16 protein-coding genes are annotated in these 21,440 nt (G+C 62.9%); 2 read left to right on the top strand and 14 right to left on the bottom strand.

The window, feature by feature from the left end; translation table 11 throughout:
• Positions 1-2: 2 nt before the first annotated feature.
• The 8 genes from rbfA to ACK4OE_RS13120 all read right to left on the bottom strand — a co-directional run bounded on the left by rbfA (position 3) and on the right by ACK4OE_RS13120 (position 11,948).
• The gene (gene rbfA, locus ACK4OE_RS13155; protein ID WP_010458038.1) at positions 3-374 is read right to left on the bottom strand and encodes a 30S ribosome-binding factor RbfA; all 372 of its coding nucleotides are present in this window, start codon (positions 372-374) and stop codon (positions 3-5) included.
• Between the two features lie 17 nt (positions 375-391).
• Positions 392-3,250: a translation initiation factor IF-2 gene (gene infB, locus ACK4OE_RS13150; RefSeq protein WP_409885260.1), complete on the bottom strand. Its 2,859-nt coding sequence runs from the start codon at positions 3,248-3,250 to the stop codon at positions 392-394.
• A gap of 24 nt (positions 3,251-3,274) precedes the next feature.
• Positions 3,275-4,759, bottom strand: a complete 1,485-nt coding sequence (nusA, locus tag ACK4OE_RS13145; RefSeq protein WP_409885259.1) for a transcription termination factor NusA — start codon at positions 4,757-4,759, stop codon at positions 3,275-3,277.
• An 80-nt stretch (positions 4,760-4,839) separates the two neighbouring features.
• A complete protein-coding gene (rimP, locus tag ACK4OE_RS13140; protein ID WP_409885258.1) occupies positions 4,840-5,436 on the bottom strand; it encodes a ribosome maturation factor RimP in 597 nt (198 codons plus the stop codon).
• Between the two features lie 384 nt (positions 5,437-5,820).
• A complete protein-coding gene (locus ACK4OE_RS13135) occupies positions 5,821-9,249 on the bottom strand; it encodes an SNF2-related protein (RefSeq protein ID WP_409885257.1) in 3,429 nt (1,142 codons plus the stop codon).
• 111 nt (positions 9,250-9,360) lie between these two features.
• A complete protein-coding gene (locus tag ACK4OE_RS13130; protein ID WP_409885256.1) occupies positions 9,361-9,765 on the bottom strand; it encodes a thioredoxin family protein in 405 nt (134 codons plus the stop codon).
• An 84-nt stretch (positions 9,766-9,849) separates the two neighbouring features.
• Positions 9,850-11,130, bottom strand: a complete 1,281-nt coding sequence (locus ACK4OE_RS13125; RefSeq protein WP_409885255.1) for a c-type cytochrome — start codon at positions 11,128-11,130, stop codon at positions 9,850-9,852.
• A gap of 14 nt (positions 11,131-11,144) precedes the next feature.
• Entirely contained in the window at positions 11,145-11,948 is an 804-nt protein-coding gene (locus tag ACK4OE_RS13120; RefSeq protein WP_409885254.1) for a c-type cytochrome, read from the bottom strand.
• Between the two features lie 164 nt (positions 11,949-12,112).
• Between ACK4OE_RS13120 and ACK4OE_RS13115 the strand changes: the two genes are divergently transcribed.
• Positions 12,113-13,576, top strand: a complete 1,464-nt coding sequence (locus ACK4OE_RS13115; RefSeq protein ID WP_409885253.1) for a PLP-dependent aminotransferase family protein — start codon at positions 12,113-12,115, stop codon at positions 13,574-13,576.
• A 277-nt stretch (positions 13,577-13,853) separates the two neighbouring features.
• Positions 13,854-14,207, top strand: coding sequence for a hypothetical protein (locus tag ACK4OE_RS13110; protein WP_409885252.1), 354 nt, complete (start codon positions 13,854-13,856; stop codon positions 14,205-14,207).
• 138 nt (positions 14,208-14,345) lie between these two features.
• Here ACK4OE_RS13110 and ACK4OE_RS13105 read toward each other — a convergent pair whose 3' ends face one another.
• The 6 genes from ACK4OE_RS13105 to ACK4OE_RS13080 are packed head-to-tail and all read right to left on the bottom strand — an operon-like array spanning position 14,346 to position 21,400.
• Positions 14,346-15,098 carry a prepilin-type N-terminal cleavage/methylation domain-containing protein gene (locus ACK4OE_RS13105; RefSeq protein WP_409885251.1) on the bottom strand — a complete coding sequence of 251 codons (753 nt, stop codon included), beginning with the start codon at positions 15,096-15,098 and terminating at the stop codon, positions 14,346-14,348.
• A 27-nt stretch (positions 15,099-15,125) separates the two neighbouring features.
• Positions 15,126-16,442, bottom strand: coding sequence for a prepilin-type cleavage/methylation domain-containing protein (locus ACK4OE_RS13100; protein ID WP_409885250.1), 1,317 nt, complete (start codon positions 16,440-16,442; stop codon positions 15,126-15,128).
• Complete coding sequence (locus ACK4OE_RS13095) at positions 16,439-17,674, bottom strand: prepilin-type N-terminal cleavage/methylation domain-containing protein (protein WP_409885249.1); 1,236 nt, start codon at positions 17,672-17,674, stop codon at positions 16,439-16,441. The genes ACK4OE_RS13100 and ACK4OE_RS13095 overlap by 4 nt, the downstream gene beginning before the upstream one ends.
• The gene (locus ACK4OE_RS13090; protein WP_409885248.1) at positions 17,674-20,022 is read right to left on the bottom strand and encodes a hypothetical protein; all 2,349 of its coding nucleotides are present in this window, start codon (positions 20,020-20,022) and stop codon (positions 17,674-17,676) included. The genes ACK4OE_RS13095 and ACK4OE_RS13090 overlap by 1 nt, the downstream gene beginning before the upstream one ends.
• Before the next feature lie 17 nt (positions 20,023-20,039).
• On the bottom strand, positions 20,040-20,819 hold the full coding sequence (locus ACK4OE_RS13085; protein WP_409885247.1) for a type II secretion system protein: 780 nt from the start codon (positions 20,817-20,819) through the stop codon (positions 20,040-20,042).
• Entirely contained in the window at positions 20,816-21,400 is a 585-nt protein-coding gene (locus ACK4OE_RS13080) for a hypothetical protein (protein WP_409885246.1), read from the bottom strand. The genes ACK4OE_RS13085 and ACK4OE_RS13080 overlap by 4 nt, the downstream gene beginning before the upstream one ends.
• Positions 21,401-21,440: the final 40 nt, after the last annotated feature.

Here is a 21,440-nt window from a genome sequence, read left to right as displayed (position 1 = left end):
GGCTATTCCTCTTTAGCGCGAGAAGAAACCGCCTTGGCAATCAAGGCGTTCATGTCGGCCGCACGCTCGGAGGTGCGGTCGAACACGAAGTGCAGCGTAGGCACTGTGTGGATATGCAGACGCTTGAACAGCCCATTGCGCAAGAAGCCTGCGGCCTGGTTCAGGGCGGCCTGTGTTTCCACCGGGTCGCCCGTCAGCAGGCTGAAGAACACCTTGGCATGGGCGTAGTCGGGGGTCACCTCCACGCCCTGCAGTGTCACCATGCCCACGCGCGGGTCTTTCAACTCGCGCGCGATCAGCTCGGTCAGATCACGCTGGATCTGATCAGCGACCTTGAAGGCGCGGTTAGGAGTGGAAGATTTCTTCGCAGCCATATCGTCGTACCGTCGCCTTACAGCGTCCGTGCGATTTCCTTGATGTCAAAGAACTCGAGTTGATCGCCTTCCTTGATGTCGTTGTAGTTCTTGAGCTTGATACCGCACTCAAAACCTTCCTTGACATCCTTGACATCGTCCTTGAGGCGCTTGATCGAATCGACTTCGCCCGTGTAGACCACCACGTTGTCGCGCAGCAGGCGGAAGCGTGCGTTGCGATGGACCATGCCCGAGGTGATGTACGAACCGGCAATCGTGCCGATCTTGGTCGCCACGAACACCGTGCGGATCTCGGCTGTACCGATGATCTCTTCGCGCTGCTCTGGTGCCAGCATGCCGGACATCGCCACCCGCAATTCGTCCACAGCGTCGTAAATGATGCTGTAGTAGTGCAGGTCAACACCATTGTTCTCGGCAAGCTTGCGGGCACCGGCATCGGCGCGCACATTGAAACCAATCACGATGGCCTTGGAAGCAATGGCGAGGTTGATGTCGGACTCGCTGATGGCGCCCACAGCGGCATACACCAGCTGCACCTTGACCTCTTCGGTCGAGAGCTTGAGCAGCGACTGGGCCAGCGCTTCTTGCGAACCCTGCACATCGGCCTTGACGATGATGGGCAGCATCTTCACTTCGCCCGCCGTCATGTCGGCAAACATGTTCTCCAGCTTTGCAGCCTGCTGCTTTGCCAGCTTCGTGTTGCGGAACTTGCCTGCACGGTAGGTAGAAATTTCGCGGGCACGACGTTCGTCGGTGAGCACCATGAACTCGTCGCCTGCCTGCGGTACTTCCGTCAGACCCTGGATTTCCACAGGGATCGACGGACCGGCCGTTTTGGCAACCTTGCCGTTTTCGTCCAGCATGGCACGCACGCGGCCGTAGGTCTGACCTGCCAGCACGATGTCGCCGACCTTGAGCGTACCGGACTGAACCAGCACTGTCGCCACAGGGCCACGGCCCTTGTCGAGCTGGGCTTCGATCACAAGGCCCTTGGCCAGCGAATCGACGGGAGCGCGGAGTTCAAGCACTTCAGCCTGCAAGAGCACTTGCTCCAGCAGCGTATCAATGCCCATGCCGGTCTTGGAAGACACAGGCACGAAAGGCGAATCACCACCGTATTCTTCAGGCACTACTTGTTCCACGACCAGCTCTTGCTTGACGCGTTCAAAGTTGGCGTCGGGCTTGTCGGCCTTGGTGATAGCCACCACGATAGGAACGCCTGCCGCCTTGGCGTGCTTGATGGCCTCCTTGGTCTGGGGCATGACACCGTCATCGGCAGCAACCACCAGAATCACAATGTCTGTCGCCTGGGCACCACGGGCACGCATGGCTGTAAAGGCCTCGTGACCCGGGGTATCGAGGAACGACACCATACCGCGTGGAGTTTCCACGTGGTAGGCACCAATGTGCTGCGTAATGCCGCCAGCTTCGCCTGCGGCCACCTTGGCGCGGCGGATGTAGTCCAGCAGCGACGTCTTGCCGTGATCGACGTGGCCCATGACGGTCACCACAGGAGCACGTGGCAACAGTTCCACATTCTGCTGGGTCGTATCGTCGTCGGTGAAAGCTTCTGGATCGTCCAGAGCCGCCACCACCGCCTTGTGGCCCATTTCTTCCACCATGATCATGGCGGTGTCCTGGTCCAGCGGCTGGTTGATGGTGACCATCTGGCCCATCTTCATCAGGGCCTTGATCACTTCGTTGGCCTTGATCGACATCTTGTGCGCGAGCTCAGCCACCGTGATGGTTTCGGGAACGTGCACTTCGATGATGCGCGCCTCCACCGGAGCAGCCTGCTGGTGGTCGTCACGTTGATCACGGTTGTCGCCACGACGGCCACGCGGGCCTCCGCGCCAGTTGTTGCGACCGACACCGCCGCTGCTGTCGCCGCGGGTCTTGATTTCTTTCTTCTTGGCCGGATCACCCGCCCAGCTGGAGGACAGCTTGGCAGACTTGACTTCCTTGCCGGCACCGGGCGCGGCAGGCGCGGCAGCAGCACCCGTACGCGGTACAGCAGAGCCCACTGCAGGCTTGTGCAGGGTGCCCTTCTTGGCATCGCCAGTCTGTGCGGGCTTGGCTACCGGCTTGGGCTCCTCGGGCTTCTTCGCAACCATGACCGCCTTCTTGGGCGTGGCCATCATCGAGCGAATAGCGGCAGCTTCGGCCTCGGCTTTGCGGCGGCGGGCGTCCAGGTCAGCGGCACGGGCCGACTCTTCGTCGGAACGGGCCTTGGATTCGGCAGCAGCCTTCTCGCGGGCTTCATTCTGAGCAGCGGTGCGGGCGGCAGACTCTGCAGCCTGCTCGCGCGTTGCTTCCTGCTTGACGGCAGAGGCCTGGGCCTTCTTTTCGACTTCCTGGGCAGCGTAGGCGGCAGCACGCTCTTCGGCCTCGCGCTCACGCTTTTCGCGGGCTTCGCGTTCAGCGCGTTTTTCAGCGAGTTCGGTTTCCTGGCGGCGGATCAGCTCGGCCTGACGGCGTGCCTCTTCCTCGCGGCGGGCCAGTTCGAGATCTTCGCTGGACACAGCGGCTTCTTCCACCAAGTTTGCGCTGGATTCGGGAACGCCTTCGCCACCCTCATCGCGCTGGATGAAGGTGCGCTTCTTGCGCACCTCGACCTGAATCGTGCGGGCCTTGCCGGTGGCGTCGGCCTGCTTGATTTCGCTGGTGGACTTCTTCACCAGCGTGATCTTCTTGCGGTCGGCAGATGCCGTGCCATGGCTGGCTTGCAGGTAGGCAAGCAATTTTTGCTTGTCTGACTCGGTCAGCGCGTCCGAAGGGGCAGCCTTGCCCACACCCGCAGCTTTGAGCTGGTCGAGCAGGGTTTCAGGCGATTTTTTGAGTTCGGTTGCAAACTCGGCGACAGTATTACTGGACATATTTGGTTCGTGCCTCCCTGACCTTTACTCTTGCCCCGCGAACCAATGTTCGCGCGCCTTCATGATCAAGGCTTTGGCATCTTCTTCAGACTGTCCGGTCAGGTCGGTCAGTTCATCAATGGCCAGATCGGCCAGGTCGTCACGTGTGTGCACACCACCGTCAGCCAACTTGGCAATCAGCTCGGGGGTGAGGCCTTCGAGGTCGCGCAGGTCCTGGGAGACCTCTTCCACGCTTTCCTCACGGGCGATTTCCATCGTCAATAGTGCGTCCTTGGCGCGGGCACGCAGTTCGTTGACGGTGTCTTCGTCAAAGCTTTCGATCTCCAGCATTTCCTGCAGCGGCACATAAGCCACTTCTTCCAGGGTGTTGAAGCCTTCGGAGATCAGGATGTCGGCGATTTCCTCGTCCACATCGAGCTTTTCCATGAACAGCTTGCGGGCAGTGTCAGACTCGTTGGCCTGCTTCTGCGCGCTTTCAGCGGCGTCCATGATGTTGATTTTCCAGCCTGTCAGGTCGGACGCAAGGCGCACGTTCTGACCACCACGGCCGATGGCAATGGCGAGGTTTTCCTCGTCCACGACAACATCCATGGCATGTTTTTCTTCATCGACCACGATGGAAGACACATTGGCTGGAGCCAGCGCGCCGATCACGAACTGGGCTGGATCTTCAGACCACAGCACAATGTCCACGCGCTCGCCGGCCAATTCATTGGTCACCGCATTCACGCGGGTGCCGCGCACTCCGACGCAGGTGCCGATGGGGTCCACGCGCTTGTCGTGGCTCAGCACCGCTATCTTGGCGCGCGAACCAGGGTCACGGGCACAGCTCTTGATTTCCAGCAGGCCTTGTTCGATCTCGGGCACTTCGTTGCGGAAGAGTTCGATCATGAACTCGGGGGCCGAGCGCGACAGGATGATGGGGGCGCCGCGCAAGGTGAGGTCCACCTCCATGATCATGGCGCGCACACGGTCGCCACTGCGCAGGTTTTCCTTCGGAATCATCTCGCCGCGGCGCAGACGGCCTTCGACACGGCCGGACTCGACAATGATGTCGCCCTTGTCCATGCGCTTGACGGTACCGGTGAAGATGCGTTCGCCGCGCGACATGAAGTCGTTGAGCAGCATTTCGCGCTCGGCGTCACGAATTTTTTGCAGAATGACCTGCTTCGCAGCCATGGCGCCAATGCGGCCGATGGGAACGGATTCCACACCTTCTTCGATGTATTCACCGACTTCGATGTCTGCGATGCGGTCTTTCGCATCCATCAGCAGCTCTTCGGCTTCCGGGTTTTGCAGACCGGCATCGTCGGGCACGACCAACCAGCGACGGAAAGTCTCATAGTTGCCGCTGTCGCGATCAACGGACACGCGGATGTCCACCTCACCTTGGTACAGCTTCTTGGTAGCCTGGGCCAGGGCCGACTCCACGGCGCCCAAGACCACATCACGCTCCACGTTCTTCTCGCGCGAAATGGCCTCAACCAACATCAACAATTCGCGATTCATGCGACGACTCTCCTGTTTCAATCACCCGAAGGCAGGGGCTGCGCACAGCGACCGACCACCCACCCAATTCATCCAGCAGCTCAGGTGGGCGTTGGCCCGGCCTTGCCTGCGCGGCCCTTGAAATCAACGATGGACGCCAAACGGACGTCTCGCACTTCATCCAAGGTAAAGCCCAACGCCTGCAACGGGGCGGGCACGCGCTTCTTGCTTACTCTTTGACCCGGCTTTACCGGCGGCTCGTCGCTCCAGACGATCTGCCAGCCCCCAGCCTCGGCGCGCTCCAGCGTGCCGCGAAATTTCTTGCGGGTGGCATTCACCTGCCCCGCCGCTGCTGCAACGCCAATGGGCGCTCTCAGGGTGACGTCAATGACCGAGCCCTCGAAGCGCACGAAGTCCTGCTCGTGGCGCAAGGGGCGGTCGATGCCGGGAGACGAGACTTCGAGTCGCTTGTATTCAGCACCATCCACCTCCAGCGCAAACTGCAACTGGCGGGTGACCTTCTCGCAATCCTCGACCGTGACAAACTGCTCTACTGCGGGTGCGGGCGCATCGACAGCCGGCTGCACCCAGGGCAAATCGATGGTGACGCGCAGCAAACCACCGGCGGAGCGCTCGATCTCCACCAGGTCATACCCCAGGCCCGTCACAATTTGTTCAACGACTTGCTGCAATGCCACGTGTTCAGTTCAATCCCGGAAAAACAACACGACTTACGCAAATCAGGATCAGGCAAATCGCCCGCTCCATGGCAGCACTTTCTGTGCACCTTGTTTGCGTATGTCCAAAACAAAAAACCCGATAACCCCCGGAGACCCTCTCCGACAGCTTCGAGCTCCAAAAGCGTTCGACCAAAAAAAACGGGCGGTTGGTACCCGCCCGCTTGGTCGTGAGAACCATATTGTAGCGTGCAAAGTGTTGATTTGCAAAGACACGCACGGGTAAAACTGTTGTCAACACGCCCTTGCACCGAGCCAAAATCTTACCCGGGCCAGCGCTCATGCGGCTTGCAGGGCGATGAGCACCAAAATGGCATCCAGCGCTCACCCAATCAGCGCGAGCAGCTATGACAGTGATAGCGGCTGCAACAATTCTGCCAGGTCGCCCTCGGTAAACAACGGCTCCTTGCGCGCTGCCGACCCGCTGTACAGGCTGCCCGCCAACTCAGCCTTGCGCTCCTGCAGCGCCAAAATGCGCTCTTCAATCGTCCCCTGCGCCACCAGCTTGATCACCCACACGCTTTGCGTCTGGCCGATGCGGTGGGCGCGGTCGGTGGCCTGGTTTTCTACCGCCGGATTCCACCACGGGTCGTAGTGGATCACGGTGTCGGCCTGTGGCAGGTTCAGCCCCACCCCGCCCGCCTTCAGGCTGATGAGGAACAGGGGCACCTGCCCGCTGGTGAACTGCTCGATGATGGCGTCGCGCTTCTGGCTCTGCCCCGTAAGCTTGACCCAGGGCAGGTTGCGCTTTTTCAGCTCGGCCTCGATTAGCGTGAGCATGCTGGTGAACTGCGAGAACAGCAAAATGCGCCGCCCTTCGGCCAGCATTCCGGGCAACAGGGCCATCAATTGGTCCAGCTTGGCCGAGGTCTTGACCTTTTTGGCGGCGTCCAGCGGCAGCAGCTGCGGGTGACAGCACACCTGGCGCAGCTTGAGCAGCGCATCGAGGATCGTGATCTGCGACTTGGCCAGCCCCTTGGACTGAAGCGCTTCCCGAACGGTCTTTTCCATTCCCAGGCGGATGGTCTCGTATAGATCGGCCTGCGCGCCGGTCAGCTCCACAGGCATCACCGACTCGACCTTGGGCGGCAAATCCCCCGCCACCAGCGCCTTGGTCCGCCGCAGCATGAAGGGCGTGATGCGCGCTCGCAGCTGCGCCATGCGCGCGCCGTCGCCCTGCTTTTCGATGGGCGTGCGAAACACTTCCTTAAAGCGCTGCTGGCTGCCCAGAAAGCCCGGCATCAAAAAGTGGAACAGGCTCCAGATCTCGCCCAAATGGTTTTCCATGGGCGTGCCCGACAGGCACAGCCGGTGGCGCGCCTGCAACTGGCTGACCACCTGCGCAGCATGGGTGCTGGCGTTCTTGATGTTCTGCGCCTCGTCCAGCACCACCAGGTGCCACTCGTGCGCCAGCCAGCGCTCGCGGTCGCGCTGCAGCAGCGAATACGGGGCGATGACGAGGTCATGCTCGGTGACCGCATCAGCCACTTCATGGCGGCCCGCGCCATGGAGCACCAGGCAACGCAGTCCCGGGCAAAACCGCGCGGCCTCGCGCTGCCAGTTGCCCATCAGGCTCACGGGCGCAATGACCAGCGCTGGGTGGGTCAGCCGCCCCGCATCCTTTTCGACCTGGATGTGCGCCAGGGTCTGCAGCGTTTTGCCCAGGCCCATGTCGTCGGCCAGCACCCCGGCCAGGCCATTGGCGCTCAAGAACTGCAGCCAGTTCAGGCCCTGCTGCTGGTACGGACGCAGCGTGGCCTGCACGCTGGCAGGCAGCGGCACGTGGGGCAAGGCGCTGGCGCCCCGCAGTTGGGCCACCATGGCGCGCAAGGCGTCTGCGCCCTGCCATACCGCGCCCTTGCCCAGCGCGGCGCTGGTGCGCAGGGCGTCCAGGCGCGATAGCTTCAGGTTGTCGCCTTGGAAGTCATGCGCGCGGTCGCCCACCAGATCCAGCAGCGCGGCCATCCACGGCCGCAGTGTGTCAGTAGGCAGGCGCACAAAGCCAGGGCCGTTCAGCGACGGCAGGTAGACATGCGAAGGCAGCTGGGGCAAACCCGTGGCAGGGTCCAGCGGCTGGGTGGCAGCAGCGGCAATCAGGTCGGGCAGCCAGGGCAGGATGTTGTGGCGCACGCCGTTGATCTCCATGCCCAGCGACAGCGAAAACCACGGTGATGTGGCCTCGTCATCGCCTTCGGGCTGCAGCGCCACGTCCAGCACATCGGCATGCTGGATCCAGCCGTCCAGCGCTGCATCCAGCGTCATAGCAAATCCCGCGTCGCGCAGCACCGCATAGCCGTTGTCCGCCCAGTGCATCCAGTCGTTTTGCGACCGCTCGCCCGGAATGCCGAACAGACCGTCGTCGGTGGCCAGCAGGCCCAGGTCCATCAGGCGCTCGATGGCGTTGAGTTCGGCCAATGCGTCGCGCTGCAGCAGCACCTGGCCGCCGTCGGCGCCCGGCACCAGCACGGCCAGCTCCTGCCCGGCCCACCAGCCGACATGGCCCTGGTAATCAAAACGCAACTGCGCGGTGATGAGGCCCATGTCAGCCACTTCGTTCGGCAGCGACGGCGCAAGGTGCAGGCGCGCCACGGGCTTGACGCCTTGCACCCGCGTGAGCGGACCGAGCACCGGCGGTAGCGGTAGCACTCCGCCGATGCGGCTGGCCACGTCGGCATGGTGTTTTTGCAGAGCTGCAGCGCTGAGTGCGGGAGCCTTGAGCAGCATGGCGACCTGCGCGGGGCTCAGGCCCTCGGCGTGCACCTGGCCGCAGACTCCGCAGGCGGTGTCCAGATACAAGGGCGGATGGTTGTCGCAAAGGAGGGCGCTGTGGCTGGGCAAAGTGGCCTGCAAGCCCCACACGCTCTCGCCACCTTGCGCAGGCAAGGACTCCTTCCAGCTCCATGTAATGGGCAGCGCGTCGCCCCAGCGCAGGGGGGTGCCCACGGTAGACCCGCCCGCATCCACAAACAGGCGCCCCGTGGCAGCCGCCTGCTCCAGCGCCAGCAAGCCCACTGCGCCCTCCAGCACCCCGATGGGCGACACGCTGTAGGCCGAGTAGTAGCCCACGCTGCGCGGCATGGCGCGCAGCAGCTGCAGCACCTGGCGGTCGGCATCGCTGGCTCGGTCGTACACGGCCTGGCCCGGGCCGGGCTGTGTGCGGATCTGCTTGGGCTTGGCCCAGCCGCCCGTGACCTTGGCGTATGACACCACGGCCTCCAGCTGCATCTGCGGCACCGTGGTGCGCGACCGCCCTACGGTGGAAACCAGATACAGATAGCACTCGGGCCGCTCGGGCCGCGCGTCGGGTTCAAGCGGGGACGCGATGCCAAGGGCGCGGTCCCAGTCCTGCAGCCAGTGCATCACGCGGGCCTCGGCCTCGGTGCGTGCCAGGGCCTCCTTGCGCTCCCGCATCACTTTCAAAGGGTCTTCAGCCTGCGTGGACGTCGGGCCGTCCGCAGGGTTCAACTGTGCGGCCTCCAGCGTCAGGGCTACGGCGTGTTTGCAATCCGCACCCACGGGGCAAGTGCAATCACCCGACCAGTGCTTGACCTGACCGTTGGGCGCAAGCACGAGGTCCACCGACACGTCATACGGCTCGGGCAGGCTGCCCTGCACCTGACCCTCTATCGCCCAGCGGTCTTCGGTTTTGGGAGTGATCTCGATGCGGACCACCTCGGCCCGGCGGTACAGGTCCATCCCCCGCGACCAAGCGCCCTTGTCGCACTGGGCCTGCAGCGAATTGGTCTGGAACCAGTAAGTACGGGGTGTAGCCACAAATAATTAAACAAAAATTCCTCTAGCGCTTTACCATCAAGCGCTAGCAGCTATAAAAACAGGAGTGAATCCAACGAAGACCGACTGGGCGATGGCCACTTGCTGGCTGGATTAAGCACCGCGGGAAGCACGCACACGCTCAAAGACATGCTGCGCCTCGCCCCCTGCCCCTGCACCACCGGGTGCTGCGGCCTGCAAACTGGTCAATAACCGCGCCAGCACAGGCGCCTGGGGCAGCAAAGGGCCCAAAAACAGCGCGCGCTCGCCATCGGAGATCAGCAACGTCGGGAAGGTTTCCACATCCAGGTCGCCCGCGATGTCCGAGTCGTCCTCGATGTCCACCCATTCAAAGCGCACGTCTGGATGCGCGCGGGCCAGTTCGTCAAACAGAGGGCGGTACACGCCGCAGGTGCCACACCAGGCCGCACACAGGCACACGGCCCACCAGCCGCCGGGTACACGCGCGGCAGGGTTTGACGAAGGTGTGGATTCTGGCAACGCTGCCGGGCTTTGCATCGACGGGGCTCCTGGGTGGTCAGTCAGCACGCACGCGGCAGATGCTGCGGGCGGGCGTACACCGCCACCGCCCGCGGCCACCCGCTACATGCCGCGCCGTTCGCGGGCGCGATAAACCTCGATGGTACCCACACCTGGCGCCTGGTTGCCCCAGCTGTTGCGCACAAAGGTGGTCACGGCCGCCACTTCTTCATCCGACAGAAACTGCTGAAACGGTGGCATGCCGTGCGGGCGCGGGTTGCCAGCCGTGGCAGGCAGGTAGCCGCCCTGCAGCACCACGCGCACCAGGTTGGTCGGGTCGGCCAGCGTGACGGCGCGGTTGCCCGCCAGCGCCGGGAAGGCGCCGGGATCTCCTTGACCCTGGTCGCCGTGGCATTCGGCGCAGTGTTGTTCGTACACCTTGCTGCCGCGCGCCATGGCGGCAGCGGGCGGTTGCGGGGGGACCACGGGAGCGGCCGGGCTCTGCTGCGGTAGGCCCTGCAGATACACCGCCATGGCGCGCGCGTCTTCATCGGTAAGGTACTGCGTACTGCGGAACACCACCTCGGCCATGGGACCCAGCACAGACCCATGCGGAGCGACACCCGTCTTCAGCAACGCCACCACGTCTTCGGTAGCCCATTCCTTGACGCCCGCCTCAGCCGCCGCATTGAGCGCGGGCGCGTACCAGTTCTGCACCGGGATCAGCCCACCCGTGAAGGCCTTGGCATCTGTGGTGGCGCCCAGCGCGTTGCGTGGGGTGTGGCAGGCGGTGCAGTGGCCCAGGCCGTTGACCAGGTACGCGCCCCGGTTGTATTCAGCGGTTTGCGCGGGCTGCGGCTGAGCGGCGCCAGGCGCAAAAAACAGCGCCCGCCACACGCCCAGCGCAGCCTGCGTGTTGTACGGAAAACGCAGCGCGTGCGCCCGGTTGGCGTCAGCCGCAGCGGGAACACTTTGCAGATACGCAAAGATCGCATCCGAATCCTCGCGCGTCACCTGGGTGTAGTTGGGGTACGGGAACGCGGGGTACAGCAGACGCCCGTCCTTGCTGCGGCCATGGTGCATGGCGCGCCAGAACTCAGCCGACGTCCAGCTGCCAATGCCGTGCGCCTTGTCAGGGGTGAGGTTGGAGCTGTGCACCACGCCAAACGGCGTCTCGATGCCGCGCCCACCCGCAAACGGCGCCCCGCCTTGGGTGGTGTGGCAGGCCATGCAGTTGCCGACGCGGGCAAGATACTCGCCACGCTGGACCAGAGCGGGCGTGCTCTGCAGCGTCTCGCTGGCGGGCAGTGGCTCTTCGCCGCGCAGGTTCAGGGTGATCAGCACGGCAGCGGCCATGCCCAGCGCTGCCAGCGCGGAAGAGAGGGTCCAGAGGATGCGTTTCATCGGTGCATCCTTTCTCAGCGGGCCGCCGCAGCGGCCACAGGCACCTCGGCCACGCCACCGCAGCGTGCGGGCATGGCAGCAGGCAGTGTGCGGGCGGGCTTGCCACCCGCTGCCACGGGCTGGGCGGCCAGCCAGGCAGACACAGCACTCACATCATCGGGCGTGAGCTGGCGGGCAATGTCCGCCATGCAATCGGGCTGATGGGCCCGGCGCTGACCGGTCTTCCAGGCACCCAGCTGGCTATTGAGGTAGTCGCGCGGCAGGCCCAGCAGGCCAGGGAGGGATGGCGACACGCCCGTCATGGCCGCGCCATGGCAGGCCACGCAGGCGGGGATACTACGTGCCGCGTCGCCCACCTGCACCAGCTTGCGGCCCTGCTCCAGCGCGGCGGCGGGTGCTTGCGGCGCAGGAGGCGGTGGGTACGGCAGGTCCAGCGCAGCAAAGTGTTCGGCCATCTCGCGCAGATAGTCATCCGTCAAATGCTCGATGAGGTATGTCATCTGCGGGTAGCTGCGCCGCCCATCGCGAAAGTTGAGCAGCTGGTTGGCCAGATAGCCCGCCGGTTTACCCGCAATGCGCGGAAAGTAGCCGTCGGGCGTGGCCCGGCCCTCTTTACCGTGGCAGGCGGTGCAGGCCAGTACGCGCGAGGACATGGAGGACGCGCCCACCGTGGCTGCGGGGGTTGCAGGGGTTGCGCGGGTCGTGCTGGCGGGCACCGTCTGGGCCGCAACGCCAGCACTCAAGGCCAGCGCCACGAGGGCAGCGGCAACAGGCGGGCAAAAAACAGGGCGCAGCAGGCTGCGCAGGCAATCGATCATGGGATTTTGTCCGTGGGGAAACGGTCGGTGGGCACACAAGAGCCATCCGCTCAAGGCATGCACCAACACAGTTCGTCACTTTACGCTCAGCCTCAAAAACAGTACAGATTCAGTTTCAAGTTAAAAATACAGATCAGTTTGCCCAAAATCAAACCACCCTGCCCATGAAACGCTACGAACGCCACGCCGATGCGATTGCCCAGCTTATCCACAGCGGCGCGTTGCGCCCGGGCGACCGCGTGCCCTCCGTGCGCGAGGCCAGCCGCACACGCGGCATCAGCCCATCCACCGTGTTCGAGGCGTATTACCTGCTGGAGGCCCAGGGCCTGATCCACGCGCGCCCGCGCTCGGGCTACTACGTGAGCGCCCGACTGCCCGCCCTGGCCGAAACCCGGCCTGCGGAGCCCCTGCCCTCACGCCCGGCAGCCACCTCCACCGATGTCGCCATCAGCGACCTGGTGTTCGAGGTGCTGGGCCTGGCACGCGACCGCGACCTGGTGCCGCTGGGCTCGGCCTTCCCAGGCCTGGAGCTGTTTCCGCTCGATCGGCTGGCGCGCTGCTTGGGCAGTGGCATGCGCAAGCTCGACCCGTGGAGCATCGTGCAAAGCCTGCCCCCAGGCGACGAGCGCCTGCGCCAGCAGATCGCGCTGCGCTACGGCCTGCACGGCATGGCGGTGGATGTCGAAGAAATCATCATCACCAACGGCGCGATGGAGGCGCTAAACCTCTGCCTGGAGGCCGTCACCCAGCCCGGCGACGTCGTGGTGGTCGAATCGCCCACCTTCTACGCCGCGCTGCAGGCGCTGGAGCGGCTGAACCTGCAGGCGCTGCAAATCGCCACCCACCCGCGCGACGGCATCGACCTGGCGGCGCTGGCTGAAGCACTGGAGCGGCAGGTACCGGACCAACCCATCAAGGCATGCTGGCTGATGCCCAGCTTTCAAAACCCGCTGGGCAGCCTGATGCCCGAGGACAAGAAACGCGAACTCGTGGCCCTGCTGGCGCGCCATCAGGTACCGCTGATCGAAGACGACGTGTATGGCGAGCTGCACTTTGCCCCGCAGCGCCCGCCACCGGCCAAGGCGTTTGATAGCGCAAGGCTGGTGATGCACTGCAGCTCGTTCAGCAAAAGCCTGGCGCCCGGCTACCGCGTGGGGTGGGTGGCCGCGGGCCGCTACACCACTGCGGTGCAGCGCCTGAAGCTCATGACCACGCTCTCGGCCGCTATGCCGTCGCAACAGGCGTTATCTGAATATCTGGCCCAGGGTGGCTACGACCGACACCTGCGCGCACTGCGCCGAAGCCTGGAAAAGCAGCAGGCGATTGCGCTGGCGAGCGTAGCCAGACACTTCCCGCCCGGCACCCGCGTTTCACGGCCCGAGGGGGGTTACTTTTTGTGGTTGGAGCTTCCGCCACAGGTGGATGCACTGGCGCTGCACCGGCAGGCACTGGCACGGGGCATCAGCCTCGCGCCGGGGCAGATCTTTTCGGCAGACCAGCGTTTTGCCCACTGCGTGCGCATCAACTACGGGCACCCCGCGCAAGCGCGGTTTGAAGCCGCACTCCAAACCGTGGGGGAGCTGGCCTGCGCTTTGGCGGGATCAACCTCGCCACACTATCGCTATTAAAACAGGAGCTATTAGCGCTTACTGATAAAGCGCTAGAGGCAATTTTCATTCATATTCTTGCATCCTGCGCGCCATCCGAAGCACCCGCGTTCACACAACATCAGCTTGCGCGAAACTGACACACCCAGCGCCGCGTTGGAAGCGCCCAACGTCGGGTTCTCCCCGCTCCGGCATGGGACTTGCAACGGCATACTGATCGCCGCCTGTACCCCGGGCCGCGCTCTGCGACCGCTGGTCATCCGCCAGCCCACTGGCACATCCCCACCACCGTCCACCCATGGCCACACCGCAGCCTGTCCCGTTTCTGACCGTAGAAGACGAAGACGACTGGGTCGTCTCGTTCGCACTGGGCCACCTGGGCGCCAACCGCCTCACGCTCATGCGCGCGCCCCGGCTGGAGTTCATGCTGCAGCCCGGGCAGCGCGGTGTGTCGGTAGGCGCCGAAGCAGGCCAGCGGCCGTCATTGCTTGTAGCCGTGCAATGGGGCGCCAGAAGTGTGGACGTGGTCTCCACCGAGCGGCGCTACAGCCTGGACATCAGCAAGGTGGACGGCAACACGCTGGCGGCGGCGCTGCGGGTGCTGGGGAAGATGAACTTTGACCAGCGGTTTCAGTTGGCGGGGGCCCAGTAACGACGCTGCCGTTGATGCGGCAGCCCCTCGGTATTTGAGCACTCAATTACTCACAAATTAATAGCTGCGAGCGCTTTATCCATGAGCGCAAAATGCCGAAAACAGCCATAAACGCCACGTATCAAGCCGCGTCGCAAGTCAGCGCATCATTTTGAAAAATGCCGTGGTGACAGCGACCTGCGATTCGTCAAGTCGTGTGGAGACCGTCTGACCAAAGGCAACGCTGTCGTCAATAGACCACTGCATGCCGGGGTTGTCATCCGTCACGTCTGCGGCCGGAATGCCACCCGCTGGCCGGGCCAGCCCTTCGCGCAAGCTGCCGAAGCGCGCATCGGTACGGCCATCGATCTGCTGGTCCAGAGCGCCGGCCAGCGAAAACGTGAGCTGCTCAATCACCATCACGTTGCGTGGCCTAACCACATACCGGCCAACTGCTGCCGCGGGCTCGGACCAGTCCACACTCTGAAAACACACCCGCGCCTCTTGCGGATTGCCATTGCTGTCCAGATACACATAGCGGTCCTGCTGACCTTCGGTACGGCCCGTCGGCACACGAATGCCAGCGGCAAGAAAAGCATTGATCATGTCCGTGCCACACAACCGTGAACGTGCTGGTGTCACGGCACCATTGACTTGACCAGTCGGGTTCGAGGCGTTGTCACCGGGCGGCCGCCCCACCCCGTTGAAATATGCCTCGTACGCTAGCTGCCAGCCCTGAATGAAGTCAGTGGACAGGCGCTGGTTGGCCGCAGAGCGCTGCAGGTCGCGACCGACGGCCACAGCGCCGATCACAAGCCCGATGACGACGAGGACAACGCTCAGCTCTATCAGCGAAAAACCACGCTGGCGACGGACACGAAAACCGCCGGTTCGGAAAAAAGTGGGGGTCATGGTGCTTGGCTTGGTGAGCAATGAATATCAATGGCCGATGGCATCTGCCCGCAGCGCGTTGGCGTTGATGGTGCGAGAGAGATTTGTCATGGCGGTGGTGCGGTCGGCAAAGTCTTCGTGGACTTGCTTCGCCTCGGCCAGCGACAAGGCTGCGTCTATCACGGAGTAGGCCGCAACAATATCGCTGGCAATTGCCAGGCCAATGCCCACGGCAGCCAGCTTGATCTGGAATGCGCGCACACCAGCGGTCGCCGTAGTGTCTGCCGTTGCGGACACCATCTCCTTGATCGCATCGAGCGATCCTGCGAAGGCAGATGCCACCCCGGCAGCAGCAGCGGCAACGTCAGCGCCCGCGAGGACCACCGCAATATAGAGCTGGTCTCGGTAGTCGTACAAGGCACGCTCCATCACCACAGAGCCCGTGGCTACATTGAAGTGGGCATGGGACACGGCAGACAGCGCCGCGCCGCAACTGAGCGCCGCAAACAACTCGGAGTGGCTGGCCGCCAGAACGATGTCATCGTAGGTGTCGGTCACCGCCCGGCCGGGCGAGTCATAGGTGGGGTCGCCATCGCTCGCAGTGGCGTTGGCGCCATCAAACCCCTGCCCATTGCCGTCGGCATCCAGCATGCCCGGGGCCGCTATGACGAATGCTGCAGTGCGTCGACTGGCACCTGCCTGGGTGGCCAGCCGACCAGTGGGCGCCACCAGGCCATCAAGCCCCGTGTTCAAGGCCAGGCATATGTCGATCAAACTGACCGCGTTATCCCCCCCCTGCGGGCAGGCAGGATCATTGGCAGCGTTGCAGGCGCCATTGAGCGGCGCGGTATCGTCTCCGGAATACGTGGCCCCGAGCACCCCGTCGGTTGTAGCCGGGATGGGAGGCGCATGTGGGTTGGGCGCTGTATCTGAGTTTTTCGGCGGATCAATCGGCATGCGTGTGCGAAGAGGGTTCACACGGTCGCGCCGCACGGCAAGATCCTGGTCTTGAGGTGCGGAAGCCAACCCAGCGGCAGATGATGCGCGATAGACGCCGTAGCGCAGCGCCCCCGCCTCTTCCCTCGGCAGATTCAGCGTACGCCAGGGTAAGAACCCGGTCTGCCGCTCGCCGGCGCAGTCCTCAAAACCCAAAGCGTCTGCCGCAGGGCAAGGCAGTCGATAGTTGGAGTGCAGAAAACCCACAAGTGCATCGCGCGACTGCTTCTGGGCATCCATTTGAACGGTGGTCACGCGTTGCCGTTCGGACAACTGCCAAAAAATGATTGCGCCGGGCAATATCAAACCCAGGGCAAGCAACAGCACCGACATTTCAACCAACGTGAAACCCATCATGCGGCGCTTCATGGATTCAACCCCTTCTTGTCCAAAAGCACTGCGTCGTTCATGGCCAGTGCCAGTGTTTCGTACAACTGGATGACGTACGCCCGAACTGCGGCCTCCTTGTCAATGGAGTCTTGCAGCGCGTTCTTGGCGTCGACCAGATCAATGGCAGCCAAAATCACCTCGATGCGCGCGACCTCTGCGTTGATGCCGGCCAATACGATGCCGAAAACCGTGAGACCTTCAGTGTTGGAGGCAGATGCGATCGCCAGTGCGGCGCTACCGGCGGCCAGCGCCAAGTTGACCGCAGCCAGGGTGACGCCAGATTCCGCACCGGATACGGCCGACCTTGCCTGTTCAATGTCAAACACGCGCAAAGACCAGTACTCCTGTACCAGCAGTGCGTTGTCGTATGCAGCGTATGCAGCCTGCCCCCCAGCTTGCATTGCACTCAGCCGAGTCGCGCACCCAATACGCCCCGAAAGATCAGCGGGACCAACGGCGATGGAAATGTCATCAAAATCTGCCGATTGCGCCCGCCCAGGAAAATCAAACTGTCTGCCTCCAACACCCCCGACAACATTGCTGCCCTCGAATACCTGATTCAGCCCTGGATGCGCAATCACGTACGCCACCGGCACGCTGGCCGTTGCATTGCCCGCCTGCAATACGCCCGCCGCCGATGGGTTGGCGGCAAAGCGGCGCAACACGCGGCACCAGTCAAGACCATTCGGCTCGGCATCGCGCTGCGCCTTGGCCGCAGCCATCGCAGCGGTCACGCCAGCTAGTGCCGTGGTCACATCAGCATCGTTGGGCAAGTCACTATCGGCGGATGGTATGCCGCTGTAGGCAAGGTTCAAATCTGGGGAAACCAGGCGTTCCAGCGCTCCGGGCGCCGGCGCAAGGTTGAGCCCCGCGCCGCCTCGGTTCACGCCGTAGTGCAGTTGTCCGAAACGGCTGCTGAGCCCCAAAGTTCGCCACGGTAGAAACAGGCCCGTGGCGCTACTGCAATCCTCAATACCATTGATATTCGACGCCGCACAGGGCAAGCGGCTCTGGGCCAACACAAAACCTTCCAGGGCCACTTGCGCCTCTGCCAGCTGGCTCACGATGGCTGGCCGTTGCAGTGGTTCGCGTGTGGACGCCACCCAGCGCCAGGCAATGATGCCAATGACGCCGACAATGACCATGACCACACCGAGCTCGACCAGTGAAAAGCCCGACTGTTGTTTCCGTTGCGGGAGGCGAATAGCCATCATCGGATGCCTCCCTTTCGATCCACATTTTCAAGAATGACCTGCGCCTGGGCCGGCGTCATTGGGATCACCGCAGACCCGGTCACATTGCATGCGGCCGGGTTATCCACCATTTTCTGCATCTGGTCTACCTGCTCCTTTGCATTCTTTTCCCGGGTTTCGGCAGCTTTGAACTTATCGATCAGCGCGTCCAGCTCTCTCTGCAATTTGACGGGCTTTAAATACTTTGCATCGGTGTTGGGACTGACGTTGCCGGGAAATCCAAAAAGATCCCACAGTGCACCGTACAGTGCGCCTGTCACGTCCACGTCGCCAGATTGGCATGCCGTTGTGCACCTGTAACCTGTCACGGCGCCACTGCCGTCATAGATGGCGTAACGCCCGGCTGAATTGACCAAGCCGGCATAGCCAGACTGGTATGCGGTCTGGGCCTGGCTAAAGTTGGATGCAGCGGTATTGCGTACGGTGGTCGCAGTGCTGAAAGCGGTCTGTGCGGTTGTGTACTCCGCCTGCGCCTTGGCGCGCGCATTCAGGAACAGGTTGCTCTGTAGCTCACGAACCTTCTTCCTACGCTCGGCCACAAGCTCCGCGTTGTTGGGTGGATCGGCAGCGATCTGTGCATCCAGCGCCGCAATTTCGCCCGGAAGGGTCAACGACGCAGGGATGCTTTCAAGCACATCGATTTCTGCCAACTTGCCGGAGCGACGGCCATTGAGCTCATTGAGCGCATCAGTTTGCGCTTGTGTCACAGGCGTGCCGGCGGCTGCAATTTGCGCGTCAAGGGCCAATATTTCCGCATTCAGCCGTGCCAGGGTGGCTGGGGCGTTATCCAGCATGGCCTGGTAGTTGGCAACCTCGGCCGCCCACAAATCTCGCGCTTCCTTTGCGCTCTGCAATCGCGCTTCGGCCATTTCCAGTTCGAACGAATACTTGCCCCAGTTATCAGCCGCCGTCAGCAGCGGGTCGACAGCACCGTCTATCTGCGACGTCGATCCACCACCACGCAATACGCTTCGCAACGTTGCAACTGCATTGTCACGGGCTATCTTGGCTGCGGCCAACTCGATTTCTTTGTTCGTAACTTCAGCCTGCGCAGCAACCCGTGCAGCTGTAGCTTTGGTCCGCTCCGCCTTTGCACTTTCCAGCATCTGCTCGATGAGCGAATTGTCGCGCGCTGGACAGATCTGCGCTGGCGTGGCCGCATCATCCGCCAGCGTCAGTGCTGTCCCGGCAATCCCCGCTGCTGTAGCGTTGAGTGCTACGACAGCAATATTCGCGTACACGACCCCGCCGGCCAGGCCAATAGCGACCGTGTGCTGAGGTGCCGCCGCGCAAGCGTTCACGGCCAAGCCCAATGAAGCAGCGCAGGTCGCCCATTGAAAAGCAGAGTTGGTCGCCTCAGAACCGCCTTCTGCCACAGCCAACACGATCTCCAGGCTGGTCATGATCGCTGCCAGCGTAGAGAAACCCACTGCGCGCTTTGCTGACTCGATGTTGTCGGCCCTCATATCAGCGACACCTACAACAACGTCATGGGCCAATGCCACGGTGTTGATGGAATCGATCAACGGCTGACAATGGAAAGCGGCGAGCAAGCTGGGGAACGACCGCTCCAGAACGAGGTCGTTGTAAGTAGCCAGCAGCGGCCTGCGGCCAGGGTTTTCCATCAGGTTGGTATTTGCCGCCACGTTGGAATTGGCACCGTCAAACAGGTCGCCATCACCATCCGCATCGCTACTTCCGGGGTGGGCAAGCGCATACGCAACGGTACGCAGGGGAGACGCATTCACTTGGGCCAACGTGCCCCCTGTCGCTTTGCGAGCAATGTCCAGGCGCTCACAAAAATCGGTCAGCGTCAGGATGTTTGAAGGGTATCCCGTTGATCGCATCGCGGCGAATGTTGTGCCGTCGTACTCCAGCGGCCTCCAAGAGTCGGTCAGCGTTGAGAGGTTGTTTTCGCCCGCACCTCTTTGCACCAGATAGCGCAACTGACCCACATCCACTCCGGGGTCAGCCCCCGCCAGCCGCAAAGTCACAGAGGGCAGCCAGCCCTTTTGGTTTGTCACGACGCCGCAGTCCTCCTCACCATCCCTGTCCATATCGGGGCAAGGCAGGCGGTTTGCCACCGTGGCATAGGCAACGATGGCTTGGTCGGCCTGCGCAAGCGCTTGTCGCTCCTGACGAGAAGAGTCGATAGCCGACCGCTCGCGCCACTGTAAGTAGCCTATGGTCGCCAGACCTGCCATGGCAGCAATCAGCAGCAGCACCTGCAGCATGCCGAAGCCGCGTGCACTATCGGGGGCACACCGGGGCGAAGAGGACGCGGCCTTGAAGTAAATGGACGACATGTTTCTTGTTGGTACGACTACGGCAGGCTCGAGCGCAGCCACCCGGCCAACTGGATGGGCGACTCAGCAACGACGACGTCATCGGACAGCCTTCGAAGCGGAGCAGAAGGACTTGCGGCACACAAGCTGTTCATGGCGTGGGGAGGATCCAGGCGACTGCCATCGTTGTCCTTGTCTTGAAGCGGCACCACCACCCAGTAAGCCACCCCCAGGAGAAGATTGCTGGCGCAATCGATGGCGCCGCCTGCCCCGCCGTCACCTGTGATGAATGGTCTGGAGGCACCCACAGCCAGCCGGGAAGCGTTGTTCAGAGCAACGATCAGGTCGGTAACGTCCTCATGGGTATCTGCAGCTGGCGCATCGCCAGACCGCTCCAGCGTGGAGGCAAGGTCCGCATCATTTCGGGTATCTGCATCCGCTTGCCGGAACACCGCGTAACGCGCACGCAACCGGTCGGTGGGCACGCCAAGGCCCGCGCTGACGTACGGAAACCAGCCGAGCTGCGTGCCAGGTGAACACTGCATCCCCGTCAGCGACTCGTAGCCGGTACCCGCCACATCTGGGCAGGGCAAACGGCCATGCCGCAAGGCAAAAGCGCGCACTACGGATTGCAGCTGCTGCGCCTCTGCGCGACCGCGTTCGATCTCTTGCTGCGCAGACACGGCCTCATAGGCCGTGAACGCGGCCCACGACATGAGCCCGGCAATGACCAGCACAATGGCAACTTCCAGCAAGGAGAGTCCGCGCTGTGCCCCCAGAGACAAGCGCGATCGCTGAATGGACCTGATCCCGATCATGGGGTTTTTACCCCTGAAGAAACCGTTGGCGCATAGGACTGGAGCTTCATCGCTTCCGCCGTCCCGTGCTCGCCCAAAGCGCGCATCTCGTCCATGATCGCCTTCTGGCGGGCAGTATCTTTGGGCTGCGTGCTTTTCATAAGCGGCTGCAGTTCCTTGTTGAGCGCCTGAATACGCGCACTGGCCTCCAGCATGTTGCCCAACGTCCGGAAATAGCGGGGATCCATGCCTGGCGGAGACAAGGCTTCCAACTCTTCCAACACCGCACGCACACGCTCTGGCGGTGCATCGGCACCTTGCGCACGCAAGGCATTGAACTCTGCCCGAAGCTGGGCCAGTCGGCGCCGACGCTCCTGAGACGCCTGCGCAGAGAGCGGCTGCGACGCTGCCCCATCGATGCCGGGTTTCGTAGCTCCTTCGGAAGCAGCCGACCGAGCAGCCGAATCACTGCGGATGGTCTTGCTCGGTGCGTATTTGGCAACGTCGTGCGGCGCGCTGTCAGTCGCCAACCAGAAGCTGACCACAACAAGAGCGAGCACCAGGAGACCCAGGCCACCACCAATCAACACAGGCTTGCGCATTCAACACCCCACCCGATAGAAACGGGCAGACCTCAACAAA

The organism is Acidovorax sp., assembly GCF_046314175.1.
GTDB lineage: Bacteria > Pseudomonadota > Gammaproteobacteria > Burkholderiales > Burkholderiaceae_C > Acidovorax.
This window is presented reverse-complemented; position numbering and strand designations above follow the sequence as displayed.